Source organism: Rhizobium sp. 01T417, from assembly GCF_056398905.1.
The window spans coordinates 23,203-45,114 of record NZ_JBFTQH010000006.1 but is presented as its reverse complement, the minus strand read 5'-3'; the positions used below and the strand labels follow the sequence as shown (position 1 = coordinate 45,114).

Genomic DNA, 21,912 nt, shown 5'->3' with positions numbered 1-21,912 from the left:
TGGTGGGTATGTTCACGCCGGCTGATCCGACGCGGAATCTGCTTTCTTGATTGGACTACCCTTGTAGGTAACCTCGACCTTCTTCTTGGTGGTGACCTCTCCTCTGGATTCAGGTGTCGACAGCGCCATGAACTTCTCGCGCTTGAGGCGGACCTGGATCATGTGCGGGCAGCGGTGGTCGTCCTGGTACAGCTCCTGGCAGTGCATGCAGTAAATGCACTCGTTCACATTGATCTGACCTTCGGGATGAATGGCCTGAACCGGGCATTCCTTCGCGCAACGCTGGCACGGCGAGCCGCATTCAGGCCAACGCTTCAGCCACTCGAACATCCTGATCCGCCCAGGAATGGCGAGCGCTGCGCCCAGCGGGCACAGGTAACGGCAGTAAAAGCGCTCGATGAAGAGTCCGGCGACCAGAAGTGTGACCGCGAACAGCACGAACGGCCACTGGCGTGCAAACTTCAGGATGATCGCAGTCTTGAACGGCTCTACCTCGGAGAGCGTCTCGGCAAGCGCCATCGAATAGAAGGAAAGGCCGAAGAGACCGAGGAAAATGATGTACTTCAATGGCCAGAGACGCTCGTGCAGACCCCACGGCAGCTTGACCTGCGGCACCTTGAGCTTCTTGGCGACGTTACTGGTAAGCTCCTGCAGTGCACCGAACGGGCAAAGCCACCCGCAGAAAGGGCCGCGGCCCCAGAACAAGAGCGCCGCCGCGACCGCTGCCCAGAGCAGGAAAATGAGCGGGGCTGCCAGGAAGAACTGCCAATTGAACCCCGTCACGAGAGCATTGGCAAAGGTAAAAACATTGACGACCGAAAGCTGCGCGTTGGCGAACCACCCCAGCCAAACAAGAGTAAATAACAGATAGCCGTTCCGGACGTAGGCGAACAGTTTCGGCCGGCGGACAAGCCAGTCCTGAAAGAAGAAGATTGCCGTCAACGTCAAAAGCGCACCGATCGTTATCGCGATCTTGATGCGGCTTCCCTGCCATATCGATATCCAGAGCGGAGCTTCGCCCTCGTCGACGGTTGCTTCCGGCTGCGGCACGCGCGGCGCTGTGGAGACCGGGGCGGCGGCAGGCGTCTGGCTTGCTTTCTCGACCTTCACATAGGGTGTGGGGAGCGAGTAGCCGAGGTTATAGGGTAGCACGGCCTTCTGTGTGCCCTCGCCGGCGCGCTGTACCAGGAGCTGAAGCTCCCAGGGTTCGGTTACGTCGAAGGTGAAATCCTTGGGAACGGCGAAGAGGGCGATTTCCCTCAGTCGGGGTGCGCCGGCTGCTGCGAGCGCCGGGATGCGGGTATGGTCGTGGTCGTGGAATCTGACACCTTGCCCGTCTTGAAGGAGTTCGATCCGATCGAAGATCCCGCCGCGCACATATCCTGACCCCTTGAAAGAGTAAGCCCCGTCGCCGGCAACGAGGATTGCTGCCTGATCCGGCTGCAGTTGCTTGCGAAGCCGTTCATACAGGGTGTCACCGAGCAGGCTGCGGCCAATGATTGGAACGCTGACCGGAGCAACGTAGAGATCAATGAACCGTTCGGTTTCGGGCGTCGCTTCCGGTCTTGCGGCAGCCGCGTCCTTATTCGATGTGCGGAAAGCCTCCGAGACCTCACCCACTGTCAGCCGCAGGCTGCGGATCGAACCGTCTCCAAGGAGCGTTTCCCAATCCTGCGTGCCTACCTTCGCCTCGTCGACACGCTTGACTTCCGTTGCGACCGACGTTCCAGCGGTTGGCTGCTGACTGTCGAGCCGATGGGCACGAATAAGCTTCACGGCCGAGCGGACTACGCTATCCCCCATGACCAAGACGGTCACTGTCGCACCGCTGACGATGTCGACCTGAGGAGGACGATCGAGGCCAGCGGCGACACGTCCGAGGTCTTTGCCGATGATCGAATTCAATGCCGCGACGACACGGGCCTGCGGAATGCCAATGAGGACGATCGGTTCCTTGTGATCGACGAGTTTGATACCGCGAATAACGCCATTGGCCGCAATGCCAACCACGATGTGGATTGGCTTTCCGGAATAGCCGGCGGACGCCGTGAAGTCCGAATTCAGGTAGGCGTAACCGAGGACCTCGCTCCCGCGGAACACCGGGGCGATCGGAGGCTCTCCCTGCGGCGGGCCAAAGCTGTCCGCTCCCTCGAAAAGTTCTGAGGGCTCTACCTTTTGGATGTAGGTCGCAAGCTGATCAGCGGCGCTGCAAGCAACGGCAGAAAACCAGATTGCAGCAAGCACGAGTAGCGCTTGCAAGCAGGCTTGCAGCCAAGGTCTCGATTTCAAAAGCATTCTTCCCCGTACACCCACGTTGGCGGTTTACGGTGAAAGGTGTAGTCGCGACGCAGCAGCCCATCTTTGACATGTATCAAACGGGAAAATCTTTCCTTCTGATAACCGTTTCCGCAAGACGGCGCGTCTCAGGAGCGAACCATGACAGAATTGCCAAGAGAACCGATAACCATCCGTTCGATGCCCGAGTTGCTGGCAACGGCGAAGGCTATGGAGACCGAAGCCATTGCTGGCTACGAGACGCTGGCGGACCATATGCGTCGATCGCGAATGCCCGACCTGGTTGCCGTGTTCGAACGCCTGGCTGCAGAGGAACGTGGCCATCTTGCTTCCGTAGAGGATTGGTCAGGTCAAATGGGAATGGCCAGCGTTGCTGCGGGCTCGGAACCGGAGGACGTCTTTGACGATGAGGGTATGAACCTCACGGACCCCGCGCTGCTTTCGGCCTATCGGGCCTTTTCGGTCGCTGTGCGAAACGAGGAACGGGCCTTCCTCTTCTGGACGTATGTTTCCGCCCACGCTCCGACACAGGAGATTGCCGAAGCGGCGGAACGTATGGCGCGCGAGGAGCTCGGGCACGTCTCTGTTCTACGCCGCGAACGGCGTTTGGCCTTCCATCTCCAGAAGCACGCGCAGACTGAAACGATCCTCCTGCGCGAACTTGAAACCAGACTTGACGCTCACCTTCGGACATTAGTTCAAAATAATCATCCGCCCTCGCGAGTGCCAACGACACTGCGACAGAACGGCTGGGCGCAGCGGGTTGCAGCCTTCGGGGGACGCATATTGAAGTTTGAGAACTCGGTGGGGGTGGCAGATATCCCACCCACTGCGCTAGCAGAACTGCTTCTTGATTTTTATCTCGGCGAGGCGGAGCGATCCAGGGATGAGCAGACCCGTAACCTCGCTCAGCTTTACGCGGGTCAGCTCGTCGCGACCTTGGCATTGTTGCGACAATGATGACGATATAGCGGCTTTCAAGGATGACCAGGCAAGGGTCGAAGAACTCCCAAGGGCTTCTACCCGCCTGCTCGCCGAAAAGAACCCCGAACACCTCCGCAGGATGCTCGATCGCTTCAAAAGGAAGCGCGCATCCTTCGACTATTCAGGTAAAGGAAAGAACCTCGCGCCGCAGAAATCATGACACGCGACGAATTGCCAACGATATCGGTCAGCCTTGCACGTCGAGCCCGATATCCAGCGTCGGCGCGCTGTGCGTACACCAGCCAACAGAGATGAGGTCGACGCCTGAGGCGGCGACGGCGGCAACCGTTGCAAGCGTTACTCTTCCCGACGCTTCGGTGATCGCGCGACCGTCGACGATTACGACGGCTTCCCGCAGCTGCGCCGGCGTCATATTGTCGAGCAAGACCGCATCAGCACCCTCTCGCATCGCTTCACCGAGCTGCTCGAGCGTATCCACTTCGACCTCGATCTTGACCATGTGCCCAACGCCTGCGCGGGCACGACGGATCGCCTCGGCCACGCCGCCGGCAATCGCCACGTGATTGTCCTTGATCAGGACGGCATCATTAAGCGCAAACCGATGGTTCATGCCCCCGCCGGCGCGCACCGCGTATTTTTCCAGGGCCCGCAGCCCAGGTGTCGTCTTGCGGGTGCAGGCAATCGACGCCTTCGTGCCCCTGACCGCCTCAACCAATCTTGCCGTCACCGTCGCAATGCCGGACAGATGTCCAAGAAAGTTCAGCGCCGTGCGCTCCCCCGTCAGCAACCCACGCGATGGTCCAGTGATCTCCGCGATGATGTCACCGGGCCTGACCGGGGATCCATCCTCCATATAACGGGCCATGGTGATCGTTGGCTCGACCAGCTGGAAGGCGAGTTCAGCCGCATCCAGGCCGGCGACGACGCCGGGCTGCCGCGCCACCATAATCAGAGACGAGCGATGATCGGCGGGGATGACCGCCGCCGAGGTAATGTCGCCGGCAAGGCCGAGATCCTCAACGAGGGCTGTCCGCACCATCGGTTCGATAATAAGGCGTGGCAACGGGGCAAGGGACATATCAGGCACTCCGGGCGAAAGAATGGGTGGCGGCATGTGCGACATCGAGCACATCGGCAAATGTCATGAAGCGACGTTCGGCGACAGGCAGCTTCAGCGGAAAATCGGTGCGGGCATGCGCTCCGCGGCTTTCCTTGCGCAGCATTGCGAAGACGGCAATTGTCAATGCAACGATCGCCGGGTCAGCAGCGGGTCCGTCGGATTCCGCGAGCGGCAGCAGGGTGGCAATCGCACCCTGGAGAGCCCCAGCATTGCGCAGCACGCCGAGGTGACGCGACACGATCGCGCGCACCGTAGACGCATCCGGTGCCGGCCCGGCTGAGACTGCCGGAGCCGACCGAACGGTGCCCGGCAATGTCGCTCCAATATCACGGGCGGCCCGAATACCGAGGGCTGCCGCCTCGAGCAGCGAATTGCTGGCCAGACGATTGGCGCCGTGCAGTCCGGTCGAGGCGGCTTCTCCGATGACCCAAAGACCGGGGACCGAACTGCGCCCCGTCAAATCGGTCGCAACACCGCCCATGTGGTAGTGGACGGCGGGGCGCACTGGAATGAGATCGATTGCCGGGTCGATTCCGGCGTCCTGACAGAGTGCATAGATCGTTGGAAAGCGGGAGGCAAAGCGATTGCCGAGCGCAGCACGGGCGTCGAGAAAGACACGCCGCCCCAGCGAGAGCTCGTCGCTGATGGCGCGCGCAACGACGTCGCGCGGAGCAAGCTCGGCGCCGTCGAACCCGGTCATGAAGCGCTCCCCCCTGTCGTTGACGAGAACAGCTCCTTCGCCGCGCACAGCCTCGCTGACAAGCGCCAAGGGCCGTCGCGCAGAGTCAAGGCCGGTCGGGTGAAACTGCACGAATTCCATATCGGCAAGCCTGGCCCCCGCCCCTGCCGCCAGCGCGATCCCCTGACCGAAATTGCAAATGGGATTGGTCGTGGCATCGTAGAGTCCGCCGATCCCACCTGTGGCCAACACCACCCGGTTGGTCATGATGGCAGCGGTTTGCCCTCCCCGGCTGATGACCACACCGGTGACAGATCCGTCATGGCTCAAAAGCGAGCGCACCTCGGATGCATCGAGCGTGGTAATCGAGGGCGTGTTGGCGATTGCCTGCACCAGTGCGGCGATGATCGCAGCACCCGACCCATCCCCGGACACATGCACGATGCGTCGACGCGAATGTGCCGCCTCAAGGCCAAGGACCAGGCGACCCTGACTGTCCTGATCAAAAGAAACGCCGGCGCGCTCCAGGGCGGCGATGACGGCCGGCCCCTCTTCGATGATCTCGGATGCGGCTTGCAGGTCGCACAGGCCGTCGCCGGCAGCAAGTGTATCAGACAGATGCAACTCGGTGCTGTCATTCTCGCCAAGGCTTGCGGCAATCCCCCCTTGCGCCCAGGCGCTCGAGGTCTGCGCACCAATGGCGCCGCGGGTAATGAGCACAACCGGCTGCGGCGCCAGCGTCAGCGCCGTCATCATACCGGCGAGCCCGCTTCCCACGACGACGACCTGCCCGCTCAATGACCCGAGAAGCGCGGTCATATCGCAAGCATCCGCTCGACCGCACGCCTTGCGGAAACGGCAACTTTAGGGTCGACGGTGACCTCGTGGCGGTTTTCCTCGAGTGCAGTGCGAATGTTGGCGAGCGTGATCCGTTTCATGTGCGGGCAAAGGTTGCAGGGGCGGATGAACTCTACATCGGGATGGTTCACAGCGACGTTGTCGCTCATCGAGCATTCGGTGAGGAGCACGACACGGGCCGGACGCTGCTGCCCGACAAAATCCGACATCACTGCCGTCGACCCGGCAAAATCCGCCTCGGCCACGACATCCGGAGGACATTCTGGATGCGCCAGCACCGTCACCCCGGGATAATTCTCACGAAGCTGCCTGACATCATCCGCCGTGAACAGTTCATGGACCTCACAGTGACCATGCCAGGCAAGCACCTCGACCGACGTTTCGCGGGCGACGTTTCGGGCGAGATACTCGTCTGGAATCATCAGCACGCGCGGCACGCCGAGCGACTCGACAACCTGCCTGGCATTTCCCGATGTGCAGCAAATGTCCGATGCCGCCTTCACGGCCGCCGAGGTGTTCACATAGGTAATGATAGGCACGCCGGGGTGGGCCTGGCGTAGAAGCGCCACATCCTCGGGCGTGATCGAATCCGCCAGCGAGCAACCGGCCCCCATATCCGGGATGAGCACCGTCTTGTCGGGATTGAGGAGCTTGGCCGTTTCGGCCATGAAATGCACGCCGGCAAGCACGATGATATCCGCCTCGACGTCAATCGCCTTGCGCGCCAGTGCCAAGCTGTCGCCGACGATATCGGCAACCCCGTGGAAGATTTCCGGCGTTTGATAGTTATGCGCAAGAATGACGGCGTTTCGCCGCCGCTTCAGCTCAAGGATCGCCTCGACGTCGTCTTCGAACGACATCCACTCCGCCTTGGGGATGACGCGACGAACGCGCTCGTAGAGCGATGATGCGGAAACGCTGGGGTTCATGGCCGGCTCCTATTTATACTCAATCAGAGCATATCTAGAGCGCATAGATATTCTCGTTATGAGTATATGTCAATTGCGGGAGATTGGCAGCTTTGATCCGGCGAGCGCGCGTTCTTCCAGGACAGCATGGCGATAACGGAAAAGCTTTGCGGGGCGTCCGCCCGTTTCGCTCGTCGTCTCGCCGGTTTCCTCGACAAGTTCCTGCTGCTCGATCAGCCGCCGGAAATTCTGCTTGTGCAGCGTCAGCCCGGCAAGCGCTTCGACACTGCGCTGCAGCTGCAGCAGCGTAAAGCTCACCGGCATCAGCTCGAAAACGACCGGGCGATATTTGATCTTCGCACGCAATCTCGCAATGCCTGTAGCAAGGATACGCCGATGGTCCGCGAACATTGCCCGGCCCGGATTGGTCTCGGCCGCACAGCCCGACTCGTTCACAACGCCCGCTTCATAGAGGAGCTCGTAACGCTGCAATACAAGATCCTCGTTCCATGAGGCCTCGCCGAGCCCAAAGGCGAAATTTGCCCGGCGGATCCGATCCTCACGACGGGACGGATCACGCTCGGCCCACGCCATAAGGCAGTCGACCAGGTGGTCGAGGACCGCCGGTCGCCCGGTGCGCCAGTCTTCCCACGGAAAATAGCCATACCAGCCCTGCCAGCCGGGTCGGCCGCCGCCTGGCGTCGCTTGCTCATGCACGAGGCCGAGGTAGCTGATCGAAATCGTCCGACCGCCCAGGATTTCGTTGTTTCGATCGCGGTCGGCGAAGGTATAGAGCTGCTCCAGGTAGCCGACCGGATGGCCCGTCTGTTCCTGAACCCATTCACGCAGACCGCTTTGCAGTGTGCGATGTCCCATTTCGAACGGACCGGACGGCAGTGCATCACCGGATCGGATCGTCATGACACGCGGTTCGCCACCGGTCACCGCAACCAGTACGGCTATCAATTCGGCATGAGCAAACCCGATCGTCACGGCAGCTACGAATCCATCTGTATCGACTGATCTATCAGTGGCATACCACATCGCGACGCGAAAGCGCTCCGGAGTTCGGAGGCGGAAAGGCTCGCCAATGCACAGGATTGCCGGCGCCTCGACGCGAAGGAATCCGTCAACTTAAAACGGCCGGCAGCACACGACCTGTGGTTGCTGCTCCCCGTGACGGAAATTTGCGATTTAAACCCCTCGCAAATCGGGCGAAAGCCGAATATCCAACATGTTGCCCATAAGCTCTCTATGCGGGATAAAAAACACATCAACGCAATTGATCCGTTCAATTATCTCCGTTAGGTTGATTGCTGGCATAATAGTCGCGTAACAACCGGCGTTGGAAGGAGAGAGCGATGAAGGAAGGTCCCCATGCAGTTGATGTTCACGTCGGGAAGACAATCCGCATAAAGCGTCTGATGCGTAAAGTATCGCAGACCGAACTTGGTGATCGGGTCGGCGTCACCTTCCAGCAGATCCAAAAATATGAAAAGGGATCAAACCGCGTTTCCGCGAGCATGCTGGTCGAAATTGCCGGTGCCCTCGATGTCGACGTCCGATCTTTCTTCGAGGACGTCAACCCCAACTCGGCTAACGATAATCCAACGCCCAGCGAGGAATTCGTTGTTTCCCGCGACGGCGTGCTGCTCAATGCCGCTTTCCTGTCGATCAAGAACGAGCATGTTCGCAAGAAGATCGTAAAGCTCGTACAGGCAATTGCCGGCATGGAACAGCTGGACGACGGCGAGTAAAGGCCCAACGTCACCCCGCTCCGTCAGTGGCAGTCGAGAAGCACTAGATTCTCGCTGGCGTCCTTCATTGCGACCTGCGTCTTGGTGCCGATCAGCTTTTCGAGGTTGACGTCGAGCTCCCGTTCGGGGTCAATCCCGTCCCAGTCGATGACCACCTGAAGAAGAGCCATGTTGGTCAAGTGCATCAGATTGTTCAGCTTGAGCTTCTGGGCCTCATCCTTTGCCGCCGAGAGCAACCGGAAGATTCTCGCGTACTCGCTACCCGTTCCCTCGTCCCGCGTCAGAATGTTCATTGTCACTGCCTTCTCCAATGATGAGCCTTCCGGGCTTCAGCGATATCCATCATTCAGGTCCGGCGTTACTTGGGCGTTACAGGCGTGACAGCACCTGTGACTTCCGCCCGCAAAAGCTCCCAATGCGAGGTGGCGGCGAAGCCCCAGTCACGCGGCTGGGCAGCAAACCTCACCTCCAGCAGATATTGCAGGACGAGTTCGGCGTCCTGACGCTTGCGCTCGACCTTTCCGGCGCGAATCAGCCGCAGGATCTCCTTGGCACGGCCGTCACCCGAAAGGGTGCAGCCTTCGACGACCTTGGGATAAGTACGCTCTGAGAAATGGATCGAACGGCCTGCGAGCAACAGCATCTTGTGCTCGGCAGGCGAAAGTGCGCCCTGCCGATACAGACCGTCGATCGTCGGCTGAAAATCCACCCACGGAACCGAAAGCGGCAACCAGCCGAGCTCTTCCGGCGCATGCACGAGCGCGACGGCCTCGTCATCGATCAGGCGGCCCTCGGCATAGTCCTCGTAGATCGTGCCGACCCCAACCATCCCGAACGCGTCGCATTCGGCTGCGCGAAGCGCGCCCATGCTGGCACCTCCGACAACGATGACATTGTGCTGCAGCCCATAGAGGATTTCCTTGTGCCACACAGAAGGCACTTCCCCGAAGTAGCCGTCAACAATCCCGATCGCATGCGCTCCATCTCGCACCGCCTGAAATATGTCGCCGCGTGCAGCCGGCCCACGAAAGAGGACCGACGGATTCTCGACCCGAAGCCTATCGATGTCGGCGCCAAAACTCGGACCGCCAAAAATGACCTTCATTGCTTCGCTCCCTGCATGGCGCTCACGGCCCGCAATCCGAGTTGAATGAATTCGCCGCTGACATCCACCTCAAGGCCAGGAACGATCATACGAACGACCGAGACCGGCAGACCCGGATGGGAAAGCGGCACGGCCACCACCTGATCGATGCCCCTCGACCTGAGGCGATCGAGAATGCGCCCGATGTTCTCCTGCATGGTGCGCTGCGGAGCTTCGAGAGAGAATTTCGGAGTAACCGGGGCTTCGTCGCAGAGATTGATGAGCTCTTGCATCGGGCCACCATCATCGAGCCTCTGATAGACACGCGGGGAAAAGTCGTCACGACTGCCGGCAATCGCCGTCAGTCGGCTCTGTGCGGCCTCGGTGATTGCTCGCAGCGCCGCGCGAACAGGATCAGGATGGCATCCGCATCCCCCGCAAACATGGGTCCAGCGGGCATCCACGCGCTCGCCGAGATTGCCGGGAATGATAACTGCCAGAAAGCTCGGAACGCCAATATCGGTCGTCATGTCGAGCAGCAACAGACGCATTCCAGCGCGCCGGATGCGATCGACAATGATATCGAGCACAGGGTCGCCGAACGCGATCGGATCAATCCGCGCGCCGCGCAGCTGTTCATAGGGACGCAACTGCGTCAGCGCCCATGCGTCGCGTTCAACCAGTTCACAAAGACCGTGAAGCACGGCTTCCGCCGGCCGGTTTCCGGAAGCGAGACCGTCGCTCGACTGCTCAAAACCGGACGGCCGGGTGCCCCGATGGTCGAGGCCGACGAGCGGCCAGGGAACGAAGACGGGACGGTTGGACATGATATCGAGGCCCTCGCCCCAGGCGATCGGCTCGGAACCAATCTCCGAAGGGACACAACGGGCCACCGAATCAAGGTCGATCATCGGCGCATGCTCAGCCCTCATGCCGGCGACAGTCGCAATGACAAGGTCGCTTGGCTGGCTCTCGGCAACACGCGTCTCCACCGCCTCCATCGCAGCCGAGGTCATTGCCGCCTCCTCGTCGATGCCCTTTCCCTGGAAGACGGAAAGCGTATAGCTGTTCGGTCGCGTGGCAAAGGCAACGGGGATCTCGAGGAGATCCAGCGCGGTGAGCAGACCTACCCTTGTAATACCGAGTTCCTTGAAATGCGGCTTGATCGCCGCGAATGTCTGCCCAGGCGTCAACGAGCGGTCGTGATAGCTGTTGATGCCGGCCGATGAGAGGCTGAGATCTTGCGCCAGGCGCTCGAGTGCGGTCTGAACAGACATTCGCATCAATCCTCAACGGAACTTCAGGGCGTGAACGATATTTGCCGTCGCGTTCGTGTCGAGCTGCACTGCTTCCTGCTTCAGGACGGCCTGAGCGGCTGCCGAAAGACGGACTGCAACGGGCTTGATCTGTGTCGTCGTCATTGTTTCATCTCCTGTTTGAAAACAGCATTGCGCTGCGGACACAGAGAAGATGCACCAACGGGCGTTATTTCGGCGTGACCGAGATTTTCATCAGAAAAGAGGGAAAACGCCGAAGTTGTAGCGCTTCAGGACAGTCCGGCGATGCGAAGACCGTCGATCAGCTGACGCGTGTCCTCCGGATTGCGATCCGGCACGAATTGCCAGACGTCATCGGTACGGAAATCCGGGAAATTTTCGAGGACAATGGCGGCATAACGCGACGCGGTCCTGACGTCGCCGTTCTTCGCATGTGCTGCGGCCAAGAGGCGCGAGGTCGCCGGACGATCCTTGACGCGATCGAGAACCTCGATCGCCTTTGCGTAATTTTCCTGGACGAAGTGAATGCCACCGAGGTTCCAGTAGTAGTAATCCGGAGGCAGCGGATTGAGCTTGATCGCCGCCAGGCTCAGCTCCAGTGCCCTGTCACTCTGTCCATCATGCAAAAGCGCATCCGCGTGGTCGGCGAGGATATCGGCGTCATTCGGGTTGAGCATCTGCGCTTCCGCGAAGAAATCGAGGCTGTCGCTGAAGCGGCGACGGTAAAGAGCGACAAAGCCCAACTCACGCATCGCCCGGCCGCTATTGGGGTCGGTGTCGCGCGCAAGCCAGGCGGACCGGTCGGCGTCCTCCAGTAATTGCGTGTCCTTCATCCCGCGCACCAGCCACTCCATGCCGAGTACGCGCGCCATTCCGGCGTGCGCGGATGAGAATCTGTCGTGGCGGGCCAGCGCCGATTTGAACCATTTGCGCGCCTGCCGCAGATGCTGCAGATCCGTCTTCGAAACGAGACGCTTTCCTTCAAGGTACAACCGATACGCCGACGGGTTGACGTCGTGCGTCATGTCCAGGAGCTCGCGGCGCTCGATCGTGTCGGCAAGCGTCATCACGATACGCCGCGCAAGCTGCCCGAAGGAGTGATTGACCTTCTGCATGGCGAGCGGCAGATCGATTGCCCACAGCACCTCGGCCGTTGAGGTCTTCGTCAATCGGCAGGTCGCATAAATGTCGTCATCACGGCCATGGATGGTGACATAGACCGTATAGTCAAAGCGCAGTTCAGGCGGCGGCGGAGCAGCAATGCCCGCAAGATTGCGATTGACGATTTCCAGACTGGTATGGGCGGCAATAACCTTGAAGCCACGTTGCTGGCTCAGCCCGATCGTTACCTCCTCCAGCAAGGCTCGCCCCACACGCTGCAGCATCGGGTCAGACAAAATCGAATCCGGCGGCAAAATGAGGACACGCGGCTGCCCGACCGGGTCGGCGGGCGCGTTCGCGGGCACAGTCATGGGCGAACTGGCAAGCATTGCTGGAGCGATGATGCCGAGTTCCTGCGCGAGGGCCTGCGTCACGCCATCCGGTTCCGCACCATATTCGGTTTTCAGCTCGCTACGGCAGCGAAAATAAGCCTGACGCGCGGCTGCAAGATCTTCCGCGTCAACGTGCCTTTTCATCAGCGCACGGCAAGCGACCTCGTTCGCAGGGTCGGCCTCGACGAGCAGACCCGCGAGGAAGAGGACATCGTCAGAGGTTCGCTTTTCCGGCGTTTCAAGCAGTGAAATGATATGGGCTTCGCGACGGTCCGCGATGCGCTGTCGCTCCACACCGATGCGCTCTTCCGCTTCAATCGTCGGCGCCTTGAACCCCTCGAGGAGATCGCCGCCAAGCAAATCCCACGCAGGACGTGGCAACGGCGCGGCCGTATTGGTCAAGACCAGGACGTCAGCAATCCATCCCTCGTCGTTGAACGAGACATGGCTGTTAGTCGTCTTGACAAGGCGTGGCATGTCATCAGGAATGCTGCGATCGACACGCGCAAGTAGCTGGCGCAAGCTGCCGGCACGCTGTTTGGATTGATCCGATTGCCAGAGTATGCCGCGCAGGATCTCGCGGTCCATGGAATATTGCGGCGCGCTCAACAGGAGGGCAAGCAACGCGTAGGCCTTCTCCGGCAATGCAATCTCGTGCCCCTCTGCAAAAAGCGCAGGCGTTCCGAGCAAGCGGAGGAAGTGGCTGTGTTTCCCTGTCACGGCAACTCGCGATTGGAGGATCCGCCAAGAGTATAGGACCAAACACCGACAACGCAAAAGGATTATGCTTGTCCGGCTGGACTTTTCAACCACCGGGTGATTTTGGTGGATGGGTCGCAGCGGCGCCTGCGAGGGCGCTTCCGCTGCAAATTCGGTGTCAGCGGGCCGCCAGTCAAGGAAATGGCGCCGATCAGTCGACCGGCGCCACCAAATCTAACGCAAGATTGCTGGCTTAGGCCGCGGCCGAAGCAAAACCGGCAGTCGGAACTTCCGAGATCGTCTTCAGAACCTGCGAAGCGATCTGGTAGGGGCAACCCTGAGAGTTCGGACGACGATCTTCCAGATAACCGCGATAGCCATTCTTGACGAAGGAATGCGGGACGCGGATCGAGGCGCCACGGTCAGCAACACCGTAGGAGAACTTGTTCCACGGAGCCGTCTCATGCTTGCCGGTCAGGCGCTTGTCGTTATCAGGGCCATAGACGTTGATGTGGTCCATCAGGTTCGCTTCGAATTGCGCCATCAGCGCTTCGAAATAAGCCTTGCCGCCGACTTCGCGCATGAACTTGGTCGAGAAGTTGCAGTGCATGCCCGAGCCGTTCCAGTCTGTATCGCCGAGCGGCTTGCAGTGATACTCGATGTCGATGCCGTACTTTTCCGTCAGGCGCTGCAGCAGATAGCGTGCCATCCAGATCTGGTCGGCAGCCTTCTTTGAGCCCTTGCCGAATACCTGGAACTCCCACTGACCCTTCGCCACTTCGGCGTTGATGCCTTCGTGGTTGATGCCAGCTGCGAGGCACAGATCAAGGTGCTCCTCGACGATTTCGCGAGCGATCGAACCCACGTTCGAGTAGCCAACGCCGGTGTAGTACGGACCCTGCGGAGCCGGATAGCCGGTTTCCGGGAAGCCGAGCGGACGACCGTTCTCGTAGAAGAAATATTCCTGTTCGAAACCGAACCATGCGTCTTCGTCGTCGAGGATGGTGGCGCGGCTGTTGGACGGATGCGGTGTGACGCCATCGGGCATCATGACTTCGCACATGACGAGAACGCCGTTGGTGCGCGCCGGGTCCGGATAGATCGCGACCGGCTTCAGCACGCAGTCAGAGCTGCGGCCTTCGGCCTGCATCGTGGAAGAACCATCGAAGCCCCAGAGCGGAAGTTGCTCGAGCGTCGGGAAAGCGTCGAATTCCTTGATCTGCGTCTTGCCGCGGAGATTTGGTACCGGGGTGTACCCATCGAGCCAGATGTACTCGAGCTTATACTTGGTCATTTGCGAGTCTCTCAAACATAAATCGTGAGCAAAACCTCACGCGAACCGACCGTTGAAGCGACCAGGCCGCGAAGGGCTGCCAAATGATATGCACGTCGCGTGCCAGTTTGGTTTGAACGGCATCGCGAACTGTTCAAAGCTCGCCGGTCGATCGAAGGGCTACAGGCTGGTTGGCCGTGATCGTGGGCGTGGAACTGATAGCGGACTCAATCATTTAGTCGCCAGGGAAACGGTTGGCGCATCGGTCGAGAAGCACCGATGGCGGGGCGCCTTCAAGTGCAACATTTTTTTCGCACCCATCCTATAATGATTACTTTTTATGCGTTTGCTTATATTTTGTACTTTAAAGGATTCTGATACAAAGCGCAGCAAATTTGGATGCTCATTATTCCAACAAATATTGCACTTTTTTCCATCATATCGCGCAAATCCTGTGCACATGTGTTATCGTCGCGTCGACGTCTTCGGAGGCAGGTGAACAAGGAGGCACAAAATGGCCGTTGGTGTGCATCACGAGACTGCAACGATCTACGCATTTCCACAGAAGCGCTTTGGCGCAGGCGAAACACGTCAAGCGGTTGATATTGAACAGGGGATGGCTCCATCCGTTTACGAAAGTTGCTGGTATCACGAAGAGGCAATGAAGAAAGCCGAGACACCTGCAAAGCCGAAATTCACGCCCCGCATCGTGGATTGATCTTCGCCCAAACGATGCCAGCCATGTTACAACGGCGCTTAAGGCGGCGTGCCTAACTGTCCGCAGGCGCGCATTCTGCAGAACATAGCCCCATCTAAATGCACAGGATGTGCTGGAGCGTCCCATACCCATCGCAGCGCTCTTGCACACGGCGCTCGCGCGGGCCATGAGAGAGTTTGCAGATCGAGCCTGGGCAACATTTCATGGTCAAGAAGCAAATCGCGATCCTCGGCGGCGGGCCGGCAGGCCTGATGGCCGCTGAAAGCCTGTCATCGGCCGGGCACACCGTCACAGTCTATGAAGCGATGCCGACCGTTGCGCGGAAGTTTCTCCTCGCCGGCAAGTCCGGGCTAAACATCACCCACTCCGAGGACTACGATCGCTTTGCGTCACGCTTCGGCACGTCGAATGCCCGCCTCCGCCAAGCACTGGACGGCTTCAAGCCGTCGGATGTGAGAGCCTGGGCCGCAGGGCTCGGCACCGAAACATTCGTCGGATCTTCAGGTCGGGTATTTCCAACGGCCATGAAAGCCTCGCCGCTCCTGCGCGCCTGGCTGCGAAGGCTTGAGGCGCAAGGGGTTCAGATCCTCACCCGGCACCGCTGGACAGGTTTTTCGGATGGAGGCTATGTCATCGAGGCAAGGGGGGCTGCATATGTGGTCAAACCAGATGCAGCCCTGCTCGCACTTGGCGGAAAGAGCTGGCCACGGCTTGGCTCCGATGGATGCTGGCTGCCCTGGCTGAGAGAGAAGACCATCGCCATCCATGAGTTTCAGCCTGCCAACTGCGGCTTCGATGTCGATTGGAGCGAGCACCTGCGGCAGCGTTTTTCCGGTGAGCCGGTCAAATCCGTCACGGCAACCTCCAGGGTCGGCACCATTCCGGGAGAATTCGTGATAACCCGGCATGGCATCGAGGGCAGCCTCGTCTACGCCCACGCGGCCGTGCTGAGAGAGAGCTTGGCGGCTGGCCAAACCACAACGATTGACGTCGATTTGCTGCCGGCACGCACACAGGATCGCATCGCCAACGCGCTTGGAAAGCAAGATCCGAAAGCAAGCCTGTCAAACCGGCTCCGCAAGGCAGTTGGCCTCGATGGCGTGAAGGTGGCGCTTCTGCGAGAGCTCGCAAGGGCCACAGACCTCAATGATCGCGATCGACTGGCGCGTCTGATCAAGGCCCTACCTATCCCCGTTCAAAGAACGCGCCCGATCGCCGAGGCGATTTCCTCGGCAGGTGGCGTCGAGTGGGGGGAGATTGACCGGAACTATATGCTGAAAGCACTCCCCGGCCTTTTCGTTGCCGGTGAGATGATCGATTGGGAAGCCCCGACAGGCGGCTATCTTCTAACAGCATGCTTCGCCACCGGCCGGGCCGCCGCGCGAGGGATCGACACCTGGCTCCGCGAACGCTAAACGCCCCCAATCCGTGATCCAGCGCCTATGGCGGAGGCCTTGCCGCTCACCCGTGACGTACGGGATCACAGGTGGTGGCTAGACACTATGACTTGCGTTGGAACGTATGTTCCTTGGTGGGGAACTGCCCGGTGCGAACCTCCTCGGCGTAAGCTTCGACGGCTTGAGTCACCAGAGGGCTCAAATCAGCGTAGCGTTTCACGAAGCGCGGTTTGAAGTCGTTGAAAAGCCCCAACATATCGTCTGACACGAGTACCTGCCCGTCACAGGCAGGGGATGCGCCGATGCCGATCGTCGGCACTGGAATGGAAGCCGTGATGTCACGAGCAACGGGCTCGACGGTTCCCTCGACCACGACCGCGAAGGCACCGGCTTCTGCGACTGCCAGTGCATCGCGCCTGATCTTTGCGGCCTCCTCATCGGAATGGCCGAGCGACCGGAAGCCACCGGCCGTGTTGACGAGCTGGGGCATCAGCCCCACGTGACCGAAGACCGGAACGCCTCTTGCTGTCAGGAACGCAATCGTCTGCGCCATTTCTTCGCCGCCTTCCAGCTTGATGCCGTCGCATCCGGTCTCTTGCATCAGCCGGACGGCGCTTCGAAAGGCTTGTTCCTTTGATTCCTGGTAACTACCGAAGGGCAGATCGACGATGACGCAGGCACGCGATACGCCGCGCATAACGGCGCGGCCATGGGCAGCCATCATGTCGAGCGTCACGCCAACTGTTGTTTCCATGCCGTAAAGGACCATCCCAAGCGAATCGCCCACCAGGAGAAGGTCGCAGTGTGGATCGAGCAGGCGGGCGATCGGCGTCGTATAGGCCGTCAGGCAGACGACACGGTCCTTGCCCTTCATCGCCCGAATCGAGGCTGTCGTCAGCCGCTTCTGCTTGCTATGGGTGCTCACTACGCTGCCCTCGAATTCTTGACCGATTTGAGCCCGATGATCTTGTTGTCGAGAAGCCTCGTCGTGCCGACCCGCACGAAAAGCGCGACAAGGGCAGGCGCCGATTGCAGCGAGGATAATCGTTCCAGGGTTTCCGGGTGCCGCACCGCGACCACTTCAGGCGTGGCGAGCGGCTCCATCGCGATGAATTGCCTCAACGCGGCCTCCAGCTCCTCGGGACTATCGCAGCCCTTCGCATAGAGCCGCTCGGCTTGCGCCAGCGCATTCGGCACGACAATGGCCGCCGCCCGCTCACGCTCGCTGAGATAGACGTTGCGCGACGAGCAAGCCAGGCCGTCGGTCTCCCGTACGGTCGGCACGGCAACGACACGAACCGGCTGGGCGAGATCCTTGACCATCCGCTTGATGAGCGCCACCTGCTGGTAATCCTTCTCGCCGAAATAGGCACGATCCGGCTGCACGAGGTTGAAGAGCTTCGTCACAACGGTCGCGACACCCGCGAAATGTCCGGGGCGGACCTCCCCTTCCAGTTGGTTTCCAAGTGCCGGCACATCGACGACCGTCAGCATCGGCTCCGGGTACATTTCGCTGACATCAGGTGCAAACAGTATATCGACGCCGGCGGCCTCGAGCATCGCGCTGTCGCGCGTCAGGTCACGCGGATATTTGGCGAGATCCTCATTGGCCCCGAACTGCAGCGGATTGACGAAGATGGATACAACGCTCGCCTCGTTTTCGGCGCGCGCGCGCCTGACCAACTCCATGTGTCCGACGTGCAGGAAACCCATCGTCGGCACAAAGCCGATCGTCTTGCCGTCGCGCCGATAGGCACCAAGCTGATCGCGCAATTCTGCGATCTTGCGGATAGTGCGCATGAAACCTCCTCCGAATTCTCCGGGACCTCCAGGAGGGGCCGGACAAATGGTGGCGGATAGAACTCGATTTGACGAAATGCGTCAACGCGGGCCGCGGGATTATATCGATTAAGCAGCAGACTGGGCATGGGTTATTTTCGGTGGGAGCGCGATGACGCGCCTGGCATGCTCAAAGGGCCAGGGTGCTGAACGGGTGAGTGGGGCGGTGGATCTCCATCAACCGCAATCGCGCGTCCGATAACCGTGTCATGCCTGCATTGAATCAGGGGATTTTGTTTATTCTTTTTGTCCAAACTCCGCCCCAGTGATGGTAGAAGAAGGCCTCGATGGACGAATGCCCTTCATGGGTGTCACGGCAATGTCCGAACAGCGACGGAGGGATGGTGACCAATCCTTATGAGATTCTTGGGGTCCGGCGAGACGCGACCGACGAACAGGTGAAGGCTGCTTATCGGCGTCGCGCAAAGGCGACGCATCCGGACTCTGGTGGCGACCCGGAGGCTTTCAGCCGCGTCCAGAAGGCCTACGAGCTTCTATTGGATCCAGTTCGCAGAAAGGTCTTCGATGACACCGGCTACGATGTCGAACTGGCCGATCCCGTCGATCTGCAGGCACTTATCGTCATCGAAAAGCTCGTCAATCAACTGACCTTGGACGAACGCGAGCCAGGCACGTTCGATCCCCTCGCCCGCATGCGGTCCGACCTTTCTGAGGAAATGCGCAAGGCGCGTTTCAGCAAAAGAGAACTCGAGCGCCACGCCTCACGCATCGAGCATCACCTGGAACGGCTAGAGAAGCGACCGGCGACCGACATCCTCGGTTCCATGTTGCGCGCACGGATCAAGGCGATTTCGACTGCAATCGGCGAGACCGAGGCGAAGATCAAGGCCAATGAGCGCGCCTGTGAAATGCTTTACGACTATACCTATGAAGTAGACGTTCAGGAAGGCGAAGAGGGCCTTGCCGTGGAGGACCAGTCGGCGCCGGCCCTGCGAGGCAAGCGCGACGATCGCCCGCTTTGGGTCGTCCCGACTGCCCAGGAAGGTTGATGCGCCGCGAGGTTACGCGGCGCGCTGCTCCGTGCCCTGGATCGCGGCAAGCTTCCACTCGTCCGCCCCTTTGCGGACGAAGGTCCAGACTTCCGTTGTTTCCGTAGGCCGACTGTTGTCCCCACTGACGAGCTTGCCATTTGCCCGCTCGACAAGCGCGTCAATAGACGAATAGCGCATCGCGAGCGTCGCGTAGTCCGCGCCATCATCCCGCCAGGCTTCGGCGATATCGCCCTGCAGCAGCTTGACGTTGGAGACTTCGTTGCGCACGCCGTTCGTCGCATTCTCCCCCAGCTCCTCGGCCAGGTAGGACATGGCCTCCGGTGTCGTCAGACGACGCAATGTGCCGTAGTCTTCGGCACCATAAGCGGTCTGCACCTCCGTCAGCAGTTGCTCGAAGCGATCAAGATCGCGCGGACTCAACCCGAGCTCGTCATTTGGTTTCGCGCTTGCCTGTGGCTGTTGATAGCCTAGCCCCGATCCAATCGACGGGATCTGAAACGACCCGTTGCCGGCTGGAGTCATATTGCTAGCCGTTGCGCGACCAGGACCGCCGTAGGCCGGTTGGCGGCGATTGGCGAAGAAGCGCATGGCAAAGGAAATCGCAATCGCAATCAGAGCGATTTGCAGCAACATGCCGAGGAAGCCGAAGCCGCCACCAAAACCGTGGCCGAGCAACATGCCAAGAAGACCGCCAGCGATGAGGCCGCCGATCATCGACCGTCCGAAGCCGTTGAAGAAGCCGGGCCTCTGCGCGCCGAGCGGTTGCTGGCCGGCATACGGCGCGTTGGTCTGCGGGCGAGGCGTCATCGAACGCTCAATCGGCGCGGCAGGCGAAGGCGCCGTGCGGGTAACGGGCGGCGCCTGGAAGGTCCGTGTACCACGGCTGCCGAATCCGAAGCCGCCAGCCCGGCGCGCATCAGCCTCGCCGATCGAGGCAAACACGGTAGCGCCTGTCAGAGCGGCAATCGCCGCAATCTTGGCAAAACGCGAAACGGCACTCGGCATCCAATCTCTCCTGTCATGACAAATGATGCATGTCGGGAGCTTATATAGGGATTGCCCCGCGGGTTTGAAGCCTTAGGGGACGATCTTCATTGGCAGACATCGACCCAGGTTGCCTTGGTGAGTTCGGCCAAGCGTTCGGTCGATATGCGTACAGCTGAATTGGTGGAGCCGGCTGCCGGTACCACCTCGTCAAATTGCCTAAGCGAGACGTCGCAATAAATCGGCATAATCGTTTGTAAACCGAAGGGGCAGACACCCCCCACGGGATGGCCGGTAACCTCCACGACCTCGTCTGGCCCAAGCATCCGGCCCTTGCCCCCGAAGGTATCCTTGAACTTCCTGTTGTCGAGCCGCGCAAGCCCGCCGGCAACGACAAGCATCGTTTTCTCACCGACACGCAGGCAGATCGTCTTGGCTATCTGGGCGGGATCGACCCCATGCGCCTCTGCAGCCAGCGCCACCGTCGAGGAACTTTCGGCGGTTTCGATGATCTCGACGTCGGGAGCATATGCGCGGAAGAACGCGCGAACGGTTTCTAGACTCATGGGCAAACGCTAGCGTAGGACCTGGATGAAATGAACCCCAAATTACCAGTGTCTATGCATCCGCTGATCCGGTCTCGATCAACTTCACGCTGTTTTCCTGACAGAGGCGGCGGATCGACGGCGCAATGCACCGATCGGTGATGAACGTATGCACCTGGGGAAGTTGCGCAATGCGGACGGGCGCAGTCCGCTCGAATTTTGTTGAATCGGCAACGAGGATGACATGCCGCGCATTTGCGATGATTGCCTGCGCGACTTTCACTTCGCGAAAGTCATAGTCAAGCAGTGCGCCATCCTCGTCGATCGCAGACGCGCCGATAACCGCATAGTCCACCTTGAACTGCCTGATGAAATCGACGGCTGCCTCCCCCACAATACCGCCATCGGAGCCACGCACCACGCCGCCAGCGATGACGACCTCGATCGTCGGGAACAGTCGCAGTCTGTTGGCAACGTTGATGTTGTTGGTGATGACCATCAGTTCGTGATGGTTCGTCAACGCATCCCCGACCGCCTCGGTTGTCGTGCCGATATTGATGAAAAGCGAGGCGTTATTGGGAATGAGACCGGCTGCTGCAACGCCGATTGCCTGTTTCTCCGTGGCCGCGATCTGGCGTCTCGCCTCGTATTTCACGTTCTCCGTACCACTCGGGAAGGTCGCTCCACCATGAACACGCGTCAAGATCTGTGCATCGCAGAGGTCGTTCAGATCCTTGCGGATCGTCTGCGGCGTGACGGAGAAATGGGCAGCCAGATCCTCGACGAAAACGCGGCCGTTCGATTTGGCCATTCCGACTATTTCCGTTTGGCGATCGCTCAGGAACATGAGCCCTGTCTCTTTCACTTGCGTTTCGTTTTGCAGCCTGAGAAGGCTTAGCAGAGGCACAAGCGCACGCAAGGGGCGATCTGGCAGCAACAGGATGTCTGTGCAGGGAGTTTCGATTTCGATCGCGACTTTTCGCGGCTGCCGCCTCTTTCGACAGCAGCCAACCAACGCATTGGGGTTA

Annotated in this window: 21 protein-coding genes; 5 read left to right on the top strand and 16 right to left on the bottom strand. The window is 60.0% G+C overall.

Annotated elements, in window-relative coordinates; all coding sequences use genetic code 11:
- Positions 1–12: 12 nt before the first annotated feature.
- Positions 13–2,295, bottom strand: a complete 2,283-nt coding sequence (locus AC1DPR_RS08605) for a 4Fe-4S binding protein (RefSeq protein WP_477816104.1) — start codon at positions 2,293–2,295, stop codon at positions 13–15.
- A 141-nt stretch (positions 2,296–2,436) separates the two neighbouring features.
- Between AC1DPR_RS08605 and AC1DPR_RS08600 the strand changes: the two genes are divergently transcribed.
- Positions 2,437–3,255, top strand: coding sequence for a ferritin-like domain-containing protein (locus AC1DPR_RS08600; RefSeq protein WP_477816103.1), 819 nt, complete (start codon positions 2,437–2,439; stop codon positions 3,253–3,255).
- A gap of 211 nt (positions 3,256–3,466) precedes the next feature.
- Here the strand turns inward: AC1DPR_RS08600 and nadC are convergent, their stop codons facing one another.
- From nadC to AC1DPR_RS08580, 4 genes are all read right to left on the bottom strand, one after another.
- Positions 3,467–4,318: a carboxylating nicotinate-nucleotide diphosphorylase gene (gene nadC / locus AC1DPR_RS08595; RefSeq protein ID WP_477816102.1), complete on the bottom strand. Its 852-nt coding sequence runs from the start codon at positions 4,316–4,318 to the stop codon at positions 3,467–3,469.
- 1 nt (position 4,319) lies between these two features.
- Positions 4,320–5,858 (bottom strand): L-aspartate oxidase, encoded by a 1,539-nt coding sequence (locus AC1DPR_RS08590; protein ID WP_477816101.1) that lies wholly within the window; start codon positions 5,856–5,858, stop codon positions 4,320–4,322.
- Positions 5,855–6,826, bottom strand: a complete 972-nt coding sequence (nadA, locus tag AC1DPR_RS08585) for a quinolinate synthase NadA (RefSeq protein ID WP_477816100.1) — start codon at positions 6,824–6,826, stop codon at positions 5,855–5,857. Before nadA ends, AC1DPR_RS08590 begins: the two co-directional genes overlap by 4 nt.
- Positions 6,827–6,895: 69 nt before the next feature.
- The gene (locus AC1DPR_RS08580; protein ID WP_192241029.1) at positions 6,896–7,798 is read right to left on the bottom strand and encodes an NrtR DNA-binding winged helix domain-containing protein; all 903 of its coding nucleotides are present in this window, start codon (positions 7,796–7,798) and stop codon (positions 6,896–6,898) included.
- Positions 7,799–8,166: 368 nt separating this feature from the next.
- On the opposite strand from AC1DPR_RS08580, the gene AC1DPR_RS08575 reads away from it, so the two are divergent.
- Positions 8,167–8,562, top strand: coding sequence for a helix-turn-helix domain-containing protein (locus AC1DPR_RS08575; protein ID WP_018858114.1), 396 nt, complete (start codon positions 8,167–8,169; stop codon positions 8,560–8,562).
- A 23-nt stretch (positions 8,563–8,585) separates the two neighbouring features.
- Here AC1DPR_RS08575 and AC1DPR_RS08570 read toward each other — a convergent pair whose 3' ends face one another.
- The 6 genes from AC1DPR_RS08570 to AC1DPR_RS08545 form a co-directional block, all read right to left on the bottom strand.
- Positions 8,586–8,855 carry a hypothetical protein gene (locus AC1DPR_RS08570; protein ID WP_018858115.1) on the bottom strand — a complete coding sequence of 90 codons (270 nt, stop codon included), beginning with the start codon at positions 8,853–8,855 and terminating at the stop codon, positions 8,586–8,588.
- A 65-nt stretch (positions 8,856–8,920) separates the two neighbouring features.
- Positions 8,921–9,667: a TfuA-like protein gene (locus tag AC1DPR_RS08565; RefSeq protein ID WP_477816099.1), complete on the bottom strand. Its 747-nt coding sequence runs from the start codon at positions 9,665–9,667 to the stop codon at positions 8,921–8,923.
- A complete protein-coding gene (locus AC1DPR_RS08560; RefSeq protein WP_477816098.1) occupies positions 9,664–10,923 on the bottom strand; it encodes a YcaO-like family protein in 1,260 nt (419 codons plus the stop codon). Before AC1DPR_RS08560 ends, AC1DPR_RS08565 begins: the two co-directional genes overlap by 4 nt.
- A gap of 12 nt (positions 10,924–10,935) precedes the next feature.
- Positions 10,936–11,067, bottom strand: coding sequence for a hypothetical protein (locus tag AC1DPR_RS08555; RefSeq protein WP_007795609.1), 132 nt, complete (start codon positions 11,065–11,067; stop codon positions 10,936–10,938).
- Between the two features lie 125 nt (positions 11,068–11,192).
- Positions 11,193–13,136 carry a BTAD domain-containing putative transcriptional regulator gene (locus tag AC1DPR_RS08550; RefSeq protein WP_477816097.1) on the bottom strand — a complete coding sequence of 648 codons (1,944 nt, stop codon included), beginning with the start codon at positions 13,134–13,136 and terminating at the stop codon, positions 11,193–11,195.
- A gap of 232 nt (positions 13,137–13,368) precedes the next feature.
- Positions 13,369–14,409, bottom strand: a complete 1,041-nt coding sequence (locus tag AC1DPR_RS08545) for a glutamine synthetase beta-grasp domain-containing protein (protein ID WP_018858119.1) — start codon at positions 14,407–14,409, stop codon at positions 13,369–13,371.
- A gap of 493 nt (positions 14,410–14,902) precedes the next feature.
- On the opposite strand from AC1DPR_RS08545, the gene AC1DPR_RS08540 reads away from it, so the two are divergent.
- Together AC1DPR_RS08540 and AC1DPR_RS08535 are read left to right on the top strand one after the other, a co-directional pair.
- The gene (locus tag AC1DPR_RS08540) at positions 14,903–15,106 is read left to right on the top strand and encodes a DUF2735 domain-containing protein (protein WP_192241026.1); all 204 of its coding nucleotides are present in this window, start codon (positions 14,903–14,905) and stop codon (positions 15,104–15,106) included.
- Between the two features lie 203 nt (positions 15,107–15,309).
- Positions 15,310–16,521, top strand: a complete 1,212-nt coding sequence (locus tag AC1DPR_RS08535) for a TIGR03862 family flavoprotein (protein WP_477816096.1) — start codon at positions 15,310–15,312, stop codon at positions 16,519–16,521.
- Between the two features lie 85 nt (positions 16,522–16,606).
- On the opposite strand, the gene panB is transcribed toward AC1DPR_RS08535, so the two are convergent.
- Both panB and panC read right to left on the bottom strand, forming a co-directional pair.
- Positions 16,607–17,428: a 3-methyl-2-oxobutanoate hydroxymethyltransferase gene (gene panB / locus AC1DPR_RS08530; RefSeq protein ID WP_169680590.1), complete on the bottom strand. Its 822-nt coding sequence runs from the start codon at positions 17,426–17,428 to the stop codon at positions 16,607–16,609.
- Positions 17,428–18,303, bottom strand: a complete 876-nt coding sequence (panC, locus tag AC1DPR_RS08525; protein ID WP_477816095.1) for a pantoate--beta-alanine ligase — start codon at positions 18,301–18,303, stop codon at positions 17,428–17,430. The genes panB and panC overlap by 1 nt, the downstream gene beginning before the upstream one ends.
- A gap of 383 nt (positions 18,304–18,686) precedes the next feature.
- Between panC and AC1DPR_RS08520 the strand changes: the two genes are divergently transcribed.
- Positions 18,687–19,352 (top strand): J domain-containing protein, encoded by a 666-nt coding sequence (locus AC1DPR_RS08520; protein WP_026371908.1) that lies wholly within the window; start codon positions 18,687–18,689, stop codon positions 19,350–19,352.
- Between the two features lie 12 nt (positions 19,353–19,364).
- Here the strand turns inward: AC1DPR_RS08520 and AC1DPR_RS08515 are convergent, their stop codons facing one another.
- From AC1DPR_RS08515 to AC1DPR_RS08505, 3 genes are all read right to left on the bottom strand, one after another.
- Entirely contained in the window at positions 19,365–20,360 is a 996-nt protein-coding gene (locus AC1DPR_RS08515; protein WP_477816094.1) for a Tim44 domain-containing protein, read from the bottom strand.
- A gap of 86 nt (positions 20,361–20,446) precedes the next feature.
- The gene (locus AC1DPR_RS08510) at positions 20,447–20,905 is read right to left on the bottom strand and encodes a YbaK/EbsC family protein (RefSeq protein ID WP_112824032.1); all 459 of its coding nucleotides are present in this window, start codon (positions 20,903–20,905) and stop codon (positions 20,447–20,449) included.
- Between the two features lie 52 nt (positions 20,906–20,957).
- Positions 20,958–21,731, bottom strand: coding sequence for a DeoR/GlpR family DNA-binding transcription regulator (locus tag AC1DPR_RS08505; protein WP_025660595.1), 774 nt, complete (start codon positions 21,729–21,731; stop codon positions 20,958–20,960).
- Positions 21,732–21,912 lie beyond the last annotated feature (181 nt).